Annotated in this window: 12 protein-coding genes; 5 read left to right on the top strand and 7 right to left on the bottom strand. The window is 67.9% G+C overall.

What is annotated here, in order from left to right:
* Positions 1 to 48: 48 nt before the first annotated feature.
* Positions 49 to 984 (top strand): LysR substrate-binding domain-containing protein, encoded by a 936-nt coding sequence (locus AC1DXX_RS03615; RefSeq protein WP_478132791.1) that lies wholly within the window; start codon positions 49 to 51, stop codon positions 982 to 984.
* A gap of 154 nt (positions 985 to 1,138) precedes the next feature.
* Complete coding sequence (locus tag AC1DXX_RS03610; RefSeq protein ID WP_478132790.1) at positions 1,139 to 2,854, top strand: carboxylesterase/lipase family protein; 1,716 nt, start codon at positions 1,139 to 1,141, stop codon at positions 2,852 to 2,854.
* 9 nt (positions 2,855 to 2,863) lie between these two features.
* Here the strand turns inward: AC1DXX_RS03610 and AC1DXX_RS03605 are convergent, their stop codons facing one another.
* Together AC1DXX_RS03605 and AC1DXX_RS03600 are read right to left on the bottom strand one after the other, a co-directional pair.
* Positions 2,864 to 4,096, bottom strand: a complete 1,233-nt coding sequence (locus tag AC1DXX_RS03605; RefSeq protein WP_478132789.1) for a class I SAM-dependent methyltransferase — start codon at positions 4,094 to 4,096, stop codon at positions 2,864 to 2,866.
* Positions 4,097 to 4,219: 123 nt separating this feature from the next.
* Complete coding sequence (locus AC1DXX_RS03600; protein WP_478132788.1) at positions 4,220 to 5,698, bottom strand: amidase; 1,479 nt, start codon at positions 5,696 to 5,698, stop codon at positions 4,220 to 4,222.
* An 89-nt stretch (positions 5,699 to 5,787) separates the two neighbouring features.
* On the opposite strand from AC1DXX_RS03600, the gene AC1DXX_RS03595 reads away from it, so the two are divergent.
* Complete coding sequence (locus AC1DXX_RS03595; RefSeq protein ID WP_478132787.1) at positions 5,788 to 6,615, top strand: helix-turn-helix transcriptional regulator; 828 nt, start codon at positions 5,788 to 5,790, stop codon at positions 6,613 to 6,615.
* A gap of 14 nt (positions 6,616 to 6,629) precedes the next feature.
* On the opposite strand, the gene AC1DXX_RS03590 is transcribed toward AC1DXX_RS03595, so the two are convergent.
* The gene (locus AC1DXX_RS03590; protein ID WP_478132786.1) at positions 6,630 to 7,622 is read right to left on the bottom strand and encodes an AraC family transcriptional regulator; all 993 of its coding nucleotides are present in this window, start codon (positions 7,620 to 7,622) and stop codon (positions 6,630 to 6,632) included.
* 201 nt (positions 7,623 to 7,823) lie between these two features.
* Between AC1DXX_RS03590 and AC1DXX_RS03585 the strand changes: the two genes are divergently transcribed.
* Complete coding sequence (locus AC1DXX_RS03585) at positions 7,824 to 8,876, top strand: aldo/keto reductase (protein WP_478132785.1); 1,053 nt, start codon at positions 7,824 to 7,826, stop codon at positions 8,874 to 8,876.
* Here the strand turns inward: AC1DXX_RS03585 and bioD are convergent.
* The 3 genes from bioD to bioA are packed head-to-tail and all read right to left on the bottom strand — an operon-like array spanning position 8,859 to position 12,188.
* Complete coding sequence (bioD, locus tag AC1DXX_RS03580) at positions 8,859 to 9,581, bottom strand: dethiobiotin synthase (RefSeq protein ID WP_478132784.1); 723 nt, start codon at positions 9,579 to 9,581, stop codon at positions 8,859 to 8,861. The genes AC1DXX_RS03585 and bioD overlap by 18 nt on opposite strands.
* Positions 9,578 to 10,810: an 8-amino-7-oxononanoate synthase gene (gene bioF, locus AC1DXX_RS03575; RefSeq protein ID WP_478132783.1), complete on the bottom strand. Its 1,233-nt coding sequence runs from the start codon at positions 10,808 to 10,810 to the stop codon at positions 9,578 to 9,580. Before bioF ends, bioD begins: the two co-directional genes overlap by 4 nt.
* Entirely contained in the window at positions 10,794 to 12,188 is a 1,395-nt protein-coding gene (gene bioA / locus AC1DXX_RS03570) for an adenosylmethionine--8-amino-7-oxononanoate transaminase (RefSeq protein ID WP_478132782.1), read from the bottom strand. The genes bioF and bioA overlap by 17 nt, the downstream gene beginning before the upstream one ends.
* Positions 12,189 to 12,596: 408 nt before the next feature.
* Between bioA and AC1DXX_RS03565 the strand changes: the two genes are divergently transcribed.
* Entirely contained in the window at positions 12,597 to 13,835 is a 1,239-nt protein-coding gene (locus AC1DXX_RS03565) for a serine hydrolase domain-containing protein (RefSeq protein ID WP_478132781.1), read from the top strand.
* Positions 13,836 to 13,910: 75 nt separating this feature from the next.
* Here the strand turns inward: AC1DXX_RS03565 and AC1DXX_RS03560 are convergent, their stop codons facing one another.
* On the bottom strand, positions 13,911 to 14,936 hold the full coding sequence (locus tag AC1DXX_RS03560) for an esterase-like activity of phytase family protein (protein WP_478132780.1): 1,026 nt from the start codon (positions 14,934 to 14,936) through the stop codon (positions 13,911 to 13,913).
* Positions 14,937 to 15,290: the final 354 nt, after the last annotated feature.

Genomic DNA, 15,290 nt, shown 5'->3' with positions numbered 1-15,290 from the left:
GCAGAATGCGGCCCGGATCGCGAGGGCCTGAAACCCGGAGGGAACTGCATGGATGAACTGAACGGCGTCGTCGACGACTTGATCGCGCTCGTGCTCGTGGTGGAGGCCGGCGGCTTCAACGCGGCCAGCACGCGCCACGGCATTCCCGTGTCCCGCTTGAGCCGCCGCATCGCGGCACTCGAGAAGCGGCTGGGCGTGAGCCTGCTGGTGCGCAGTTCGCGGCGATTCAAGGTGACCGAGGTCGGGGAGCGCCTGTACCAGCACGGCCTTGCCATCCGCACCGAGACGCGGAACGCGCTGGCCGTGGCGCAGGACTCGCTGAACGAGCCTTCGGGGCATCTGCGCGTGTCGTGCCCCGTCGCGATGGCCACCGGGCTGGTCGGCCGGCTGTGCATCGAGTTCGTCAAGCGGCATCCGAAGGTCTCGCTGACGCTGGACTCCACCGACGGACGTCCTTCCGCCTCCGGGGAAGCCGCCGATCTGCTGATCCGCCCGAGCATCGACGCCCTGCCCGATTCGAGCATGGTGTCGCGCAAGCTCGGCGACTTTCCGTACGTGCTGGTGGCCGCCACCGAGCTGTACGAATCGCTCGGCCGTCCCGCCACGCCCGCTGCGCTCGCCGCGCTCCCGGATTGCCCCGCCATCGGCTGGACCTTCGGCCCGCATCCCTCGCACTGGACGCTGCGCGGACCGGACGACGCCGAGGTCGAGTTGAACGTGCAGGCGCGCTTCACCAGCGACAGCCTGCTGCAGATCCACCAGGCGGCGCTTGCCGGCATCGGCATCGCGCGGTTGCCGGTCACGCTGTGCACCACCGACCTGGAACAGGGCCGCCTGTGCCTCGTCGCCCCGGGCTGGGCGCCGCCCACCATCGCGATCCACGTGCTGTATCCGTCGCGGCGCGACCTCACGCGGGCGGGACGCGAATTCCTGGCGCTGCTGGTCGAGGCCACGGAGCCCTATTCGAAAGAGGCGCGACCCTAGGTGCGCGGGCGGCCCTGCCGGTCTTGCGGGGCGGCATGAACCTTCATTTTCAGAAAGCTGCGTTGCGTTCGCGCGGGTGTCATCGCGCGGTCATCACTCCTAGCATCGGCCGACAAGCCGGGCCTGCTGTGGGGTCGGCGATCAGAGGACAACGATGGCACATCCAGGCGATTCCTTTCCGACCCGGCCGGACTCCCGCCGACGGTTCATCCAGGCGGCTGGCGCGCTGATCGCCATGCCGCTGGCGGGTTGTGGCGGCGGCGGTGGTGGTGGCGGGTTTTCGGCGCCCTTCTCCGGCGCCGGCACCACGTCCGCTCCGCCGGTCGCCGACACGACATCGGGAAGATTCAAGGGGCAGGTCGATGGCGATGTCGCGTCCTACCTCGGCATTCCGTATGCCCAGCCGCCCGTCGGCGCGCTGCGCTTCCAGTCGCCGAAGCCCTTCAAGCCCGTGACGGATGTGGTGAGCGCCGACCGGTTCGGCGCCGCGAGCCTGCAGACGCTGCCGCCCTACGTCACCTGGATCTACCCCGTCCCGGCACAGCAGAGCGAAGACTGCCTGACGGTCAATGTGTGGGCACCGGCGAGCGCGAACAAGGCGCCCGTCATCGTGTGGCTGCACGGCGGCGCCTGGCGCACCGGCGCCACCAGCATGCCGCTGATGAACGGGCGGGCGCTCGCCGCGCTCGGCGTGGTGGTGGTCACCGTCAACTTCCGGCTGGGCGCCCTGGGCGGGCTCTCGCATCCGGACCTCGTCGACGGCGACAACGGCAGCACCGCGAACTGGCAGTTGCAGGACCAGATGGCCGCGCTGCAATGGGTGCACCAGAACGCCGCGGCCTTCGGTGGCGACCCCGGCAACATCTGCCTCGCGGGACAGTCGGCCAGCGGGACCAGCGTGGCCGTGATCGCGCAGAACCCCGCATCGCGAAAGTTCATCCGCAAAGCCGTGCTGCTGAGCCCTGCAAGCAATGCCGCGCCAGGCGGCTTCAGCCTGAAGGATGCGGCTGCGTACACCGAACTGCTGGCCACGCGCCTGGCCACCACGCCGCGAGGCCTGCGCGATGTTCCGGCGGCCACGCTGCACGCCGCCGAGATCGCGCTCAACGCCCTGCCGCTTCCGGCGGGCATTGCGACGGGACGCAGCTCGAAGTTCATGCCTATCCAGGATGGGCAGTTCTGCCTCGCGGACTGGACGCGCACGTCGTGGCCGGCCAACCTGCCCGTGATCATCACGACCACCGCGTCGGAAGGCTTCTTCTTCGTCGACCTTGTCGATCCAAGCGGCAAGGTACTGACAGCACCCTTGCCGCAAAGCGAGGCGCAACTGCTGGCGGCCGTCACGGGCCTGACCGGCTCGGACACCGCGAGCAACCAAGTCATTGCGGCCTACCGGCAGGCCGCCGCACAGGAATCGCGTGCCAGCGGCGCGGGCGACCTGTGGGTCGAGATCGACGGCGACTTCGCCATACGGAACCATTCCGTTCGCTATGCGGGCAAGCTGGCCGGCGAAGGTGCCGACGTGCGCTTCGGCACCTTCGCGCACACCCTCAAGGCTCCCGGGCGCGGCGTGCCGCATTGCGCCGATCTTCCCCTGCTGTTCGGCACCTATGGCCTGGACTACTACAAGGACAAGGTCGGCGCCGGGCCCGCGGAAGCCCGGCTCTCTGCGGCCATGATGGCCGCCCTGGTGTCGTTCGCCGGGGATTCGCAGGCCACCGCATTCGGTGCGAACACCGCGTGGCCGCGCTTTGCCCCGCAGTCGGCGACGTCGGCCCGCATGGGGGAAGGCGATGGCGGCGATGTCGTCATGGGAACGATTCCGAAGACCGCCCAGTTGGCCGTCTGGGACGCCGTGCTCGGCTATTGAGGACGGGCTTCACCCCCCGCTCAAGGCCGACGTGCCGTCGTAGATGTACCGGCGCGACCACGGCAGGGTCTGCGCGGCCCGGCCCGCCTTGCGGCCCACGATCTGGTAGATCGCCACGTCGTCGTTCTCGAAGGCGTAGGCGCAGCCCGCGAGGTAGATGCGCCAGATGCGGAATTTTTCTTCGTCGACCAGCGCGCGCGCCTTGTCGCTGTGGGCTTCGTAGCTGTCGCTCCAGCAGCGCAGCGTCTGCGCATAGTGGCGGCGAAGATTCTCGACATCGAAGGCTTCGAGCCCGCCCTGCTGCATGGCCTGCAGCGCGAGGCTGACGTGCGGCAGCTCGCCGTTCGGGAACACGTAGCGGTCGATGAAGTCGCCGCCGCCGTAGGAGACGTCGCCGCCCTCGGGGTCGGACGAGGTGATGCCGTGGTTCATCACCACGCCGTCGCCGGCCAGCAGCTCGCGCACGCGCTTGAAATACTTAGGCAGGTTCTTGCGCCCCACGTGCTCGAACATGCCGACGCTGGTGATGCGGTCGAACTGGCCTGTCACGTCGCGGTAATCCTGCAGGCGGATCTCGATGCGGTCCTGCAGGCCGGCGGCCCTGACACGCTCGGTCGCCAGGTCGAACTGGTTCTGCGACAGCGTCACGCCCACGCAGCGTGCGCCGAACTTCTGCGCCGCGCGGATCACCAGCGCACCCCAGCCGCAGCCGATGTCGAGCAGGGTCTGGCCCGGCCCGAGGTCGATCTTGGTGAGGATGTGATCAATTTTTTTCAGCTGCGCGGTGGCGAGGTCTTCGTCGCCGTTCTCGAAATAGGCGCACGAATACACCATGTTCGGGTCCAGCCACAGCTGGTAGAACTCGTTCGAGACGTCGTAGTGGTACTGGATGGATTTCTTGTCCGACGACCTGGTGTGCGTGAAGTAGCGCGCCATGTTCCGCAGCGCGCCGCCGGGCTTGTCGATCGATGTCCTGGCGAGGCCGTAGGCGATGTCAATGACGTCGCTGAGCTTGCCGTCGATGTCGATCTTGCTCTTGACGTAGGCCTCGCCGAGGTTGTCGAGCGTGGGCTGCAGCATCAGCGGCAGTGCAGCCGGCGACTTGACATGCAGCGTGACCGCGGGACCGCTGAAGGTACCGAAGTCGTAGGACTGGCCGTCCCACAAGGTGAGCCGCGCAGGCAGGTTGGCGCGGGCACGAACGGCGGCGCTCCACTGCGCCAGTTTTCTTTCCCAGAGCATGCATCTCTCCGTGTTGTTGGGTTCGCCCGGCGGCTGTGGGCCGCCGTGCTGCAGCGAACAAAACAATAACGAATTTTTTCGAAATCTGCATGGCGCGGACAACGCAAGAATGTGTAGGAAGTGCTATATGGCGCCCGGCCTGCGCTGCGCCCACGGCGCGGCGCGTTCCAGCTCGAAGGCCAGCCCGAACAGCGTTTGCTCGTTGCCCGCGCGTGCCGCGAACTGGCTGCCGATGGGCAGGCCCGAGGCGCTCCGGCCGAGCGGCACCGACATCGCCGGCGTGCCCGCGACGTTGTGCATCGGCGTGTAAGACACGTAGCGCGTCAACCGCTCGAACATCAGCTCGCCGGCGACATCCGGTCCCAGGTAGCCCAGGGGCGGCGGCACGTCGTGGAGCACCGGCGTCAGCATCGCGTCGAAGGCCTGGAAGAAGGTGTCGAAGCCGCGGGCGAGCGCCGAGAAATACGCCGCCGCCTTCGCGCCGGCATCGGCAGGCTGGCTGCGGAAGTGGCGGGAGAGGTGCAGCGTCCAGGGCTCCAGCACGGCCTCGGGCGTCTTGCCCTGCGCCTCGGCCGCACGGCACATGCGGTCGGCGCCGCTGCTCCACGCCACCATGAAGTTCGCGAAGAACGCATCGCCCTCGACAGGCAGGCGCACCGGCTCGATGCGATGCCCGAGCGATGCGCAGAGCCGGGCCGTTTCCTCGAGCGCCGCCCTCACCTCCGGCGCGGCCTGTTGGCCGAAGACATTGGCTGTCGAGAAGCCGATTCGCAGGCGCCGGTTGCCCAGTGGCGCCATCACGTCGGAAGGAGGTAGCGGCGCATCTGCATCCTGCCGCTGGTTCCACGCGAACAGGCGTGCGCTGTCGCGCACCGAGCGACTCACGGCATGCTCCACCCCCGAATCGCTGGCGCGCGAGCCCACCATGCGGCTGCGGCTGGGCTTGAAGCCGAACAGGCCGCAGCACGACGCCGGTATGCGGATCGAGCCGCCGCCGTCGCTCGCATGCGCGATGGGCACCATGCCCGAAGCCACCGCGACCGCGGCGCCGCCCGACGAACCGCCGCAGGAGCGTGCCGGGTCCCACGGGTTGCGCGACGGCCCGAACAGCACCGGCTCGGTGGAGCCGTTGAGCGCGAATTCGGGCGTGTTGGTCTTGCCGAGGACCACCAGGCCCGCGGCCATGGAGCGCGCGACGATCTCGCTCGTCGTGTCGGAGATGTTCCCGGCCAGCAGCCTGGAGCCCGACGTCCTGCGCGTGCCTTTCAGGTCGACCAGGTCCTTGAGGGCATAGGGCACGCCCCGGAACGGGCCTGCCGGCAACGGCTGGCGCACGTCGCCGTGCGCGCGTTCGTACAGCGGCGTCACGATGGCGTTGAGTTTCGGGTTCAGCGCCTCGATGCGTGCGATGGCGGCCTCCAGCAATTCGCCGGGAGCGACTTCGCCGCGCTGCACGAGCTCGGCCTGTGCCGAGGCATCGAGCCAGGCGAATTCGTCGCCGCCGCGGCGCCCGGCCGCAGGTCGTTCGAGGCCGGCGCAGCCGGCGCTGGCGAAGGTGCCAAGGCTGGCGGCGGCACCGAGAAGAAGTTGACGTCTGTCCACGATGGGTTGGCTCCTGATGAATGGAGCGGCATTCTTTTTCGCGGGCCGGGCCGGTGGCTTGTATCTGTGCGCCACGCGCCGTCACTAGAATGCCGCCCACCCTCAAGACCATGACGCACTGGAAGAGCTATCACCTGCTCGGCGAATCCTTCGCCGATACGGACGATGCACCGGCCTCGCTGTTCCGGTGGTCGGTCGAGCGCGTGGTCGATGGCTTCACCGGCCACGACGCCTACTCGCTGGCGGTTGCGCGGGCCGCGGCCCGGCGCGGGGCCATGCAGCGCGCGGAACGCCGCATGCTGCTGCTCATGGCCTTCGACGCGAACCCGGTCGCCGAACTGATGCGCACGGCCGGCGACGCAGCGGCGTTCCAGACGCGCTGGAACGGCTTCAATCGCATGGCCCCGCTGGGCGTCGAAACGCTGGTGTCCTGCGGTTCGGGCCTTCGCCTGCAGCGCGAGACCCGCGCGGCCGGCCTGCACGACGACATGCGCGCAGAGGCCGGCGCGCTCTGCATCTCGCACCTCATGGCCGAGGACAGCGCATTCCGCCGGCACGAAGGCCACGCCCGGCCGCTGGCGCAGCACTTCGGCGATCTGGGCTACGGCAACGCGGCGCTGCGGGACAGCGTCGATTGCCTCTATGCCAACCCCTTTGCCGAACTCGATGCCTGCGCCGATGCGGTGGGCTGCTCTCGTCGCACGCTGCAACGCGCCTTCGCCGAGGGCGGCCTGAGCTTTCGCCTGCTGCGCCAGGCAGTGCGCCTCTCCATCGCAAGCCACGCGATGCGCAGGGGCGGCGAATCGCTCACCGCCATTGCGCACGCCGCCGGCTTCTTCGACTCGGCGCATCTCGCGCACGCCTGGAAGCAGTCCTGCGGCCTCACGCCGTCGCAGTACCGGTCGCTGTGCTGCTGAAGCCGGCAGGCCTGCTAGGCCGCGGCCATCGCCGCCTCGCCCAGGGCATCGTTGCCCGCCTCGGAGAGCCAGCGCTGCTTGTCGCGCAGCGGCGGCGCACCGAACATGCGGCCGTACTCGCGCGCGAACTGCGACGGGCTTTCGTAGCCCACGCTGTGCGCCGCGCTCGCCACGTCGACGCCGGTCATCAGCATCTGGCGGCGCGCCTCCTGCAGGCGAAGCTGCTTCTGGTACTGCAGCGGGCTCATCGCGGTCACGGCCTTGAAGTGGTGATGGAACGACGACACGCTCATGTGCACCGCGCGCGCCATGTCCTCGATGCGCAGCGACTGCGCGTAGTTGACGCGCAGTGCGCTGATGGCCTTGGCGATGCGCTGGGTGTGGCTGTCCTGCAGCGCGATCTGCCGCAGCCGCGCGCCCTCGCCGTTCACCAGCAGGCGGTACATGATTTCGCGCTTGATGAGCGGCGCCATGATCGGCACGTCTTCGGGCGTTTCGACCAGCCGCAGCAGCCGCAGCACCGGCTCCAGCACCGGCATCGCGATGCGGTTGACGTACATGCCGCGCGATGCGGGCGCGTTGGCCTTGGCGGGCAGCTTCTCGTCGCCGATGAGCTCGCCGATCTCGTCGAGCGCCAGTTCCAGCCGCACGCCCAGGTAGGGTTCGTTCTCGTTCGTCAGGCGCACCTGGCCGCACACCGGCAGGTCGACCGAGGTCACGAGGTAGTGCATCGGGTCGTACACGTAGATGTCGTCGCCCACGATGATCCGCTTGGAGCCCTGGGCGATCAGCCCGAGCGCCGGGGTGGCGAAGGCGTGCTTGGGGCCGTCGGGCTTGCTGATGCAGAACACCTGCAGGCCGGCCACCGGCGTTTCCACCGTGCCGTCGCGCCCGCCGGTGATGCGGTTGATCAGCGCCACCAGTTCCTTCCTGGCTTCGTCGAGTTCGGGCTCCAGCGGCATCGGCTGGGCGATGGCGGCGGCGATATCGGGTGTTTCGTCGGACATGTTCGGGGCTTTGTCGCGGGTGGAACCACGGTGGCGGGCACCATGGAGGATCGGGTGGTTTACAGCTTAGCGCCGGCCCGGCGGATCTGCACGGCCAGGACAGGAGGTCTGGAGAAATAGGCAAAGACTTTGCAGGAACGCGCTCGCCACGGCCAGGGCCGCGGCCGGATACTTTTCGCTGTCCAACGCAAAGGAACTCCCATGCAATACCGCAAATTCGGCCGCACCGGCCTCCTGGTTTCCGAACTCTGCCTCGGCACGATGACCTTCGGCGGCGCCTCGGGCATCTGGGGCCAGATCGGCGATCTTCAGCAGGCCGAAGCCGAAGGCCTGATCGGCCGCGCGATCGACGCCGGCATCAATTTCATCGACACCGCCGACGTGTATTCCGAAGGCCAGTCGGAAATCATCACCGGCCAGGCGCTGAAGAACCTCAAGGTGCCGCGCGACAGCGTGGTGGTGGCCACCAAGGTGCTGGGCGAAACCGGCAGCAAGGGCGTCAACTCGGCCGGCGCCTCGCGCTTTCACATCATGGATGGCGTCAAGGCCAGCCTGAAGCGCATGCAGCTCGACCACATCGACCTGTACCAGATCCACGGCTTCGACCCCCTCACGCCCATCGAGGAGACCGTGCTTGCGCTGGACAACCTCGTTCAGCAGGGCCACGTGCGCTACGTGGGCGTGTCGAACTGGGCAGCCTGGCAGATCGCGAAGGCGCTGGGCGTTGCCGAGCGCAAGGGCCTCGCGCGCTTCGAGTCGCTGCAGGCCTACTACACCATCGCCGGGCGCGACCTCGAGCGCGAACTGGTGCCGATGCTGCGCAGCGAGAACGTGGGCCTGATGGTCTGGAGCCCCCTCGCGGGCGGCCTGCTGAGCGGCAAGTTCGGCCGCAACACCGAAGCGGAAAAAGGCAGCCGCCGGACCACCTTCGACTTCCCGCCGGTGAACGTGGACCGCGCCTACGACTGCATCGACGCGATGCGCGAACTGGCCGAAGCGCGCAAGGTCTCGGTCGCGCAGATCGCGCTGGCGTGGCTGCTGCACCAGTCGGTGGTGACCAGCGTGATCATCGGCGCCAGGCGCGTCGCGCAGCTGGACGACAACATCGCCGCCACCGCCATCAAGCTCACGGCCGACGAACTCGCCACGCTCGACAAGGTGAGCGCGCTGCCGGCCGAATACCCGGGCTGGATGCTCGAACGCCAGGGCGGCGCACGGGCGAAGCGCCTCGCCGAATCAGGCCAGCGCGGCTGAGCGGCGCGCGGCGTGGGCCGCGGTCGCGCGCAGTGCGCGCAGATCGAGATGCCGCGCCGCGCCCGCCGCATCGGGCACGGCCAGGTGCGGCACCGCGCCGAGCAAGGGCGCGCCGAGGCGCCCGCGCAGGGTCTGGAGGTTGGCCTCAGGCGCCAGCATCCGCGGTTCGATCGTGCTGGCAACCCAGCCTGCCAGCACGAGTCCCCGCGCGCGGATCGCTTCGGCGCTGAGCAGTGCGTGGCTCAGGCAGCCGAGCCGCAGACCGACCACGAGGATCACCGGCAGACCGAGCGCCACGGCGAGATCGGCGCTGTCGAGGTCGTCGCCGAAGGGCACGCAGAAACCGCCCACGCCTTCGACAACCACCGCATCAGCGCGCTGCGAAAGCGCCGCGAAGGCCGATAACAGTGGCGGCAACTCGATGTGCACGCCCTCTTCCCGCGCCGCCAGATGCGGCGACACGGGCGCACGCAGCAGATACGGGCAGCGCAGTGCCAGCGGCGCATCGACATTGCCGGCCGCGCGCAGCTGCTCGACGTCTTCGTTCTGCCATATGCCGTCGATTTCCTCCAGACCGGCCGCCACAGGCTTCATGCCGACCGCGCGCAGGCCCGAGGCGGCCAGCAGGCTCAGCATCGCGCTGCTGACCAGCGTCTTGCCGACCCCCGTGTCGGTGCCCGTGACGAACCAGCGGCGGTGCGTCATGCGGCTTCCTTCCAGGGCTCTGCCAGTGCCTGGCCCAGCGCATCGACCAGCCGGGCCACGTCGGCCTCGCTGTGGCTGGCCGACAGCGTGATCCGCAGCCGAGCGGTGCCGGCCGGCACGGTCGGCGGACGGATCGCGCCGACGCGCAGGCCGCGGGCATCGAGTTGCGCCATCGTCTGCATCGCGCACGCGTTGTCGCCGACGATCAGCGGCTGGATCGCGGTGGGCGAGTCCGGCAGCCAGGCGCTGCCATCCGGCGGCAGGATGGCCTTCAGGCCCCGGCGCAATTGGGCGATGCGCGCTTTCAGCCGGGCGCGGCGCACGGCGCCCTCTTCGCCTTCGATCAGCGCCAGGCTCGCGAGCAGCGCATGGGCGATGGCCGGCGGCGCGGCCGTGGTGAAGATGTAGGGCCGTGCGCGCTGCACGAGGTAGTCGATGACGGTGCGATGCGCCGCCACGAACGCGCCCGACACCCCTGCGGCCTTGCCCAGCGTGCCGATGAGCACCAGCCGCTCGGAGCGCAGGCCCATCGCCTGCAACACCCCGCGCCCTGTTTCGCCGAGCACGCCAAAGCCGTGGGCGTCGTCCAGCACGAGCCAGGCGTCATGGCGCTCGGCCAGCGCGAGCAGTTCGGCCACCGGCGCGATGTTGCCGTCCATGCTGAAGACGGCGTCGCTGACGATCAGCTTGACCGGCGCGTCGCAGGCGCCCAGCTGCGCATCGAGCGCCGCCACGTCGCAATGCGGATAGCGCTCGACGCGCGCCTTGGCCAGCCGCGCGCCGTCAATCAACGACGCATGATTGAGCGATTCGGAAAAGATCACGGCCTCGGCGCCGCCGAGCGCCGACAGCACTGCGAGGTTGGCCATGTAGCCCGTGCAGAAGAACAGGCTCTGCGCTTCGGGAATGAAGGGCGCCATCCACCCGGCCAGCCGCTCCTCGAGCTCGGCGTGCGCGCGCGAATGGCCGAGGATCAGGTGCGAGCCGCCGCTGCCCGTGCCATAGCGCGCCGCGCCTTCGGCCAGCGCGGCGGCCAGCGCCGGATGCGCGGCGAGGCCGAGGTAGTCGTTGCTGCTGAAGCCGAGCATGGCGCGCTGCGCGGCCGCGCCCACCAGCGTCAGGGATTGCTCGGGCGCACAGGCCGTCTCGGCAATCTGGCGACGGCGGCGCAGCGACTGGGCATCGAGGGCCGTGATCTCGTCCTGCAGGCGTTCAAGCAAGCGCAACATCGCGGCCTCCTTCTGCGTGGCTGGGAGTGGCCACCGCCGCCAGCGTGGCCAGCGTGCCGTCGACAAGCCAGTCGATCTCGGTATCGCCGATCGCATAGGGCGGCATGAGATAGACGGTCGAGCCGATGGGGCGCATCAGCAGCCCGTTCGCCCGAGCCGCAAGGTGAAAACGCTCCGCGAAGCGCGTGCCCGGCTCGCGCACGTCGAAGGCGGTGATCATTCCGCGCTGCCGCAGGTGATCGACAGGCAGGCCCTCGAGCCCTTCGCGCAGCCGCTGCAGCAGGCGCGCGGCGCGGCTGGTGTTGCGGCGCAGCGCGTCCTCGCGCTCGAACAGGTCCAGCGTGGCGAGCGCCGCACGGCAGGCCAGCGCGTTGCCAGTGTAGGAATGCGAATGCAGGAAGCTGCGCGCCACGTCGTCGTCGACAAAGCCTTCGTAGATCGCGTCGCGCGTCATCACCAGCGCCAGCGGCAGGTAGCCGCCGCTGATGCCCTTGGAGAGGCACAGGAAATCGGGCCAGATGCCGGCCTGCTCGCACGCGAAGAAGCTGCCCGTGCGGCCGCAGCCCACTGCGATCTCGTCGGCGATGAGGTGCACCCCGTAGCGGTCGCACAGCGCGCGCACGCGGCGCAGGTATTCGGGGTCGTGCATCGCCATGCCGGCGGCGCATTGCACCAGCGGCTCGACGATCACGGCGGCGATGGACGCGTGCTGTTCGGCCAGCAACGCCTCGAGTTCGCCGGCGGCGCGTCGCGCCACCGCGACCGTGTCCTCGCCGGGCAACGCAGACCGCGCATCCGGCGATGCGACCAAGTACGCATTCGCGAGCAGCGGCGCATAGGCGTCGCGGAACACCGGTACATCGGTCACATGCAGCGCCCCCAGCGTCTCGCCGTGATAGCCCTGCCGCAGCGCCACGAAGTTCTGCTTGCCGCTGCGGCCCGCATTGCGCCAGGCGTGGAAGCTCATCTTCAACGCGATCTCCACGGCCGAGGCGCCGTCGGAGGCGTAGAAGCAATGACCCAGCGCATGCCCGGTCAGCGCGGCAAGCCGCTCGGCCAGCGCCACGGCCGGCGCATGCGTGCAACCCGCGAGCATCACATGCGACAAGGTGTCGAGCTGATCCTTCAGCGCGGCGTTGATGGCCGGATGCGCATGGCCGAAGAGATTGACCCACCAGGAGCTGGTCGCATCGAGGTACCGGCGGCCGTCATGGTCGTACAGCCAGACGCCCTCGCCCCGCGCAATCGGCAATGGCGGCACGGCCTCGAGCCGGATGCTCTGCGTGCACGGGTGCCACACATGGCGCCGGCTGCGCTGCTGCCAGCCGGTGTTTTTCGACGGCACGGGCGTCGAGGGAGAAGCAATCGTTGGCGGCATCCGCGCATTCCTTTGAGAGCAAGGCGCGGGATCGTATAGACACGAATTCGGCACGGCAAATCGCCTGCTCGCGTGAGCGTTGGACTGCACTTGAACGACGTTGAGCGGCATAGGTGGTGCGTTCGAACCAAGCTCGCGCAACACGACGGCTTTGTCCGCCGTGGCGGCCTCCGCGGGAAATGCAAGTTGTCTTGCCGTCGGCAAAGACTGTCGGCAAATGTCGAGTTCTCGCCGTGCGAGTTTGTTGTTTGTGGTTTTCGGACGACCCGATGGCCGATTTCAGCCATTCGTACAACACCGGCCCTACACTGATTCGCGCAGCCGCCATCACGCCTTTTGCTTTGGCTCTGCAATTCCTGAAAAAAATACGTGGAGAGACCCATGCGCTTGAGAGGGATGCTTTCTGTCTTGTCTGTTTTCTCGCTGGCCTTGCTGGCGGCGTGTGGTGGAGGGGGAGGAAGTGGGGGTGGCACGGCACCTCTCGTTTCGATCCCGGTCACGCCGCCACCGACAGGCCAGGAAGCCATCGGGACCGTGCGCCAGATGTACGACGGTGCATTGACGCCGGACCTGGCCGTCAGCACCTTTCGCAACATCGATCGTCTTTTTCCGACCCGGACCATCGCCAAGGGCTCAAGCGCGTCGACGCTCGCCAAGCATGAAAAACAGATCACCGATCTGACTTTCAAATCAGGCTCGACGACTTATCGCCTCTCCGATTTCATTGCTCAGAATCGGGTCAGCGGCCTCCTGGTGCTGAAAGACGGGAAGATTGCGCTGGAACGCTATGAGCTGGGCAATACCGAAAAGACGCGGTGGATGTCCATGTCCATTGCCAAGTCGATCAGCTCGACGCTGGCGGGTGCCGCCGTGAAGGATGGCGCCATCGCCAGCCTCGACGATCAGGTGATCCGGTATGTTCCCAGGCTTGCGGGCACTGCGTACGACGGCGTGACCGTGAAGCAGGTGTTGACCATGACCTCGGGTGTCAAATGGAACGAGACCTACACGGACCCGGCCTCCGATCGGCGCGCCATGCTGGAAGCGCAGATATCGCAAAAGCCCGGTGCGATTCTCGAGCTCATGGGGAAGTTGCCCAGAGCGGCGGAGCCTGGCACGAGGTTCAACTACAGCACTGGCGAAACACACATTCTGGGTGAAATCCTGCGCGGGGCCATCAAGCGGCCACTGGCCGACTATCTCAGCGAAAAGATCTGGAAAAAATACGGCATGGAGGCCGATGCAAATTGGTGGGTCGAATCACCGGACGGCCTCGAAGTGGCCGGCAGCGGATTGAGCGCGACCTTGCGCGACTATGGACGCTTCGGCCAATTCTTCATGGATGGCGGGAGCGCCAACGGAGAAAAAATACTTCCGGACAACTGGCTCGCCGATGCCACTCGACCTGCCGTTCTGAAAAACGGAGGGAAGATCGACTACGGCTATATGTGGTGGCTGGATGCCGCATCCGCCGGGACCATCGATGAAGGCGCCTTCAATGCTTTCGGCATTTTTGGTCAAACCGTCCATATCAACCCCAAGGAAAGGCTCGTCATCGTCGTATGGAGCGCCCGAACCCAGCCCAGCGCCGCGGCCCCCATCAACGAGCCTGCATTCTTCGAGGCAGTGGCCAACGCAATGCATTGACTCCCGGAAAACGCTCCTTCGGAGCGCTCACCGCCAGCAGCTTTCCAACGAACGGCGCCTGTTCGCCGGACGCCCCTACTTCCCCGAAACCTCGAAGGCCAGCACCTGGGTGATCTGGCTCGCGGCATTGAAGTTGTTGTCCGACACCAGCACCAGCGTGTCGTGCCCGTTGGCGAGCTTCGGCCCCCAGGCCATGCCTTCGATGTTGTCGAGCTTCTTGAGGCCCAGCGTGTTGAGGTTGAGCACCAGCCGCTTCTGCACGGGCTTGTAGTCGGCACCGGTCAGGCTCGCGATGGCGCGGACATCGGTAGCGCCGGTGGTGTCGATCTCGTAGAGGCGGATGTAGTTGACGTAGACGCCATCGGCGCCCTGGACGCCCGAGCGCTCGATCACGAGGAACTGGCGGTCGTTGATCGCCAGCAGCTCGGACACGCCGTTGTCGGCCGACTTGCCCGCGGCTGGTGCGGCGGGCAAGGCATCGATCGGGTACGCGACCTGGCGCAGGATGTTGCCCGCGCGGTCGTACTGGGTGAAGCGCGAGACCGCGCCGCTGCCGATCGTCGGCAAGGGGCCGTCCTCGTAGATCGGCGCCTCCATGCCCACCCACAGGCTCTTGCCGTCTGCCGTGAAGCTCAGGGCTTCGAAGGTGGCGTTGTTGCGCGAGCCCTTGTCCTCGGTCGGGAACATCCTGAACATGGGCGTGGAAGGCAGGCTCGCGATGATCTGCCCGTCCTTGCCCATCTTCGCGACGAAGGGATCGAGGCTCTTTGCGCGATCGCCCTCGCTGCCCCACCACAGTCCGCCGTCCTGCGGGTCCACCCGGAACGACTCCGGGTCGGCCACGGTGCCGCCGGGCGCCGGGTCGCTGCTCGGGTAAGGCTTGCCGCCCGCATCCTTCAGGGTGACGGACGATCGGATCTGGACCGAGGAGAAGCTCGTGGCGTCGTACTTCAGCTCGGCCGTGTGAAAGCGCGATGCGGTGCGGTCGTCGCTGAGGAAATACCAGGTTCCGGTGGCCGGGTCGTAGTCGACGGCGGACAGGCCGCCCACGACGAATCCGTCGACCTTCAGGTCGTTGGCAAGCAGCTGTTCGCCAATCAATCGAAGGCTTTCGACAGTCCGCTCGGCGGGTGGTGCTGGAGGTACGGGCGGCGGTGCAGGGGCCGGGACCGGCGGTGGAGCCGACGCGACGGGCGGCAGGAAGAAGCCCGATCCACCGTCACTGCCGCCCCCGCATGCTGAAAGCGCCAGGACAACGCTCGCGACCAGGGACCGAAGGACGGGCGTTGCTGAAGAAGACCGGAGAGAAGGCATCGAGGGTGCGTGTGTGACGGACCGCAGGATGCTAGTGACGGCGAATGACGGATCGGTGAATGCTGTGCGCGCTCAGGTTGTGTTCTTCTTCACCAGCGCCGAGCCGACCTGGCCTGTCGCGCCAAGGATGGCATGCATGGC

The sequence above is a fragment of the Variovorax sp. P4_B10 genome (assembly GCF_056402375.1).
This window is presented reverse-complemented; position numbering and strand designations above follow the sequence as displayed.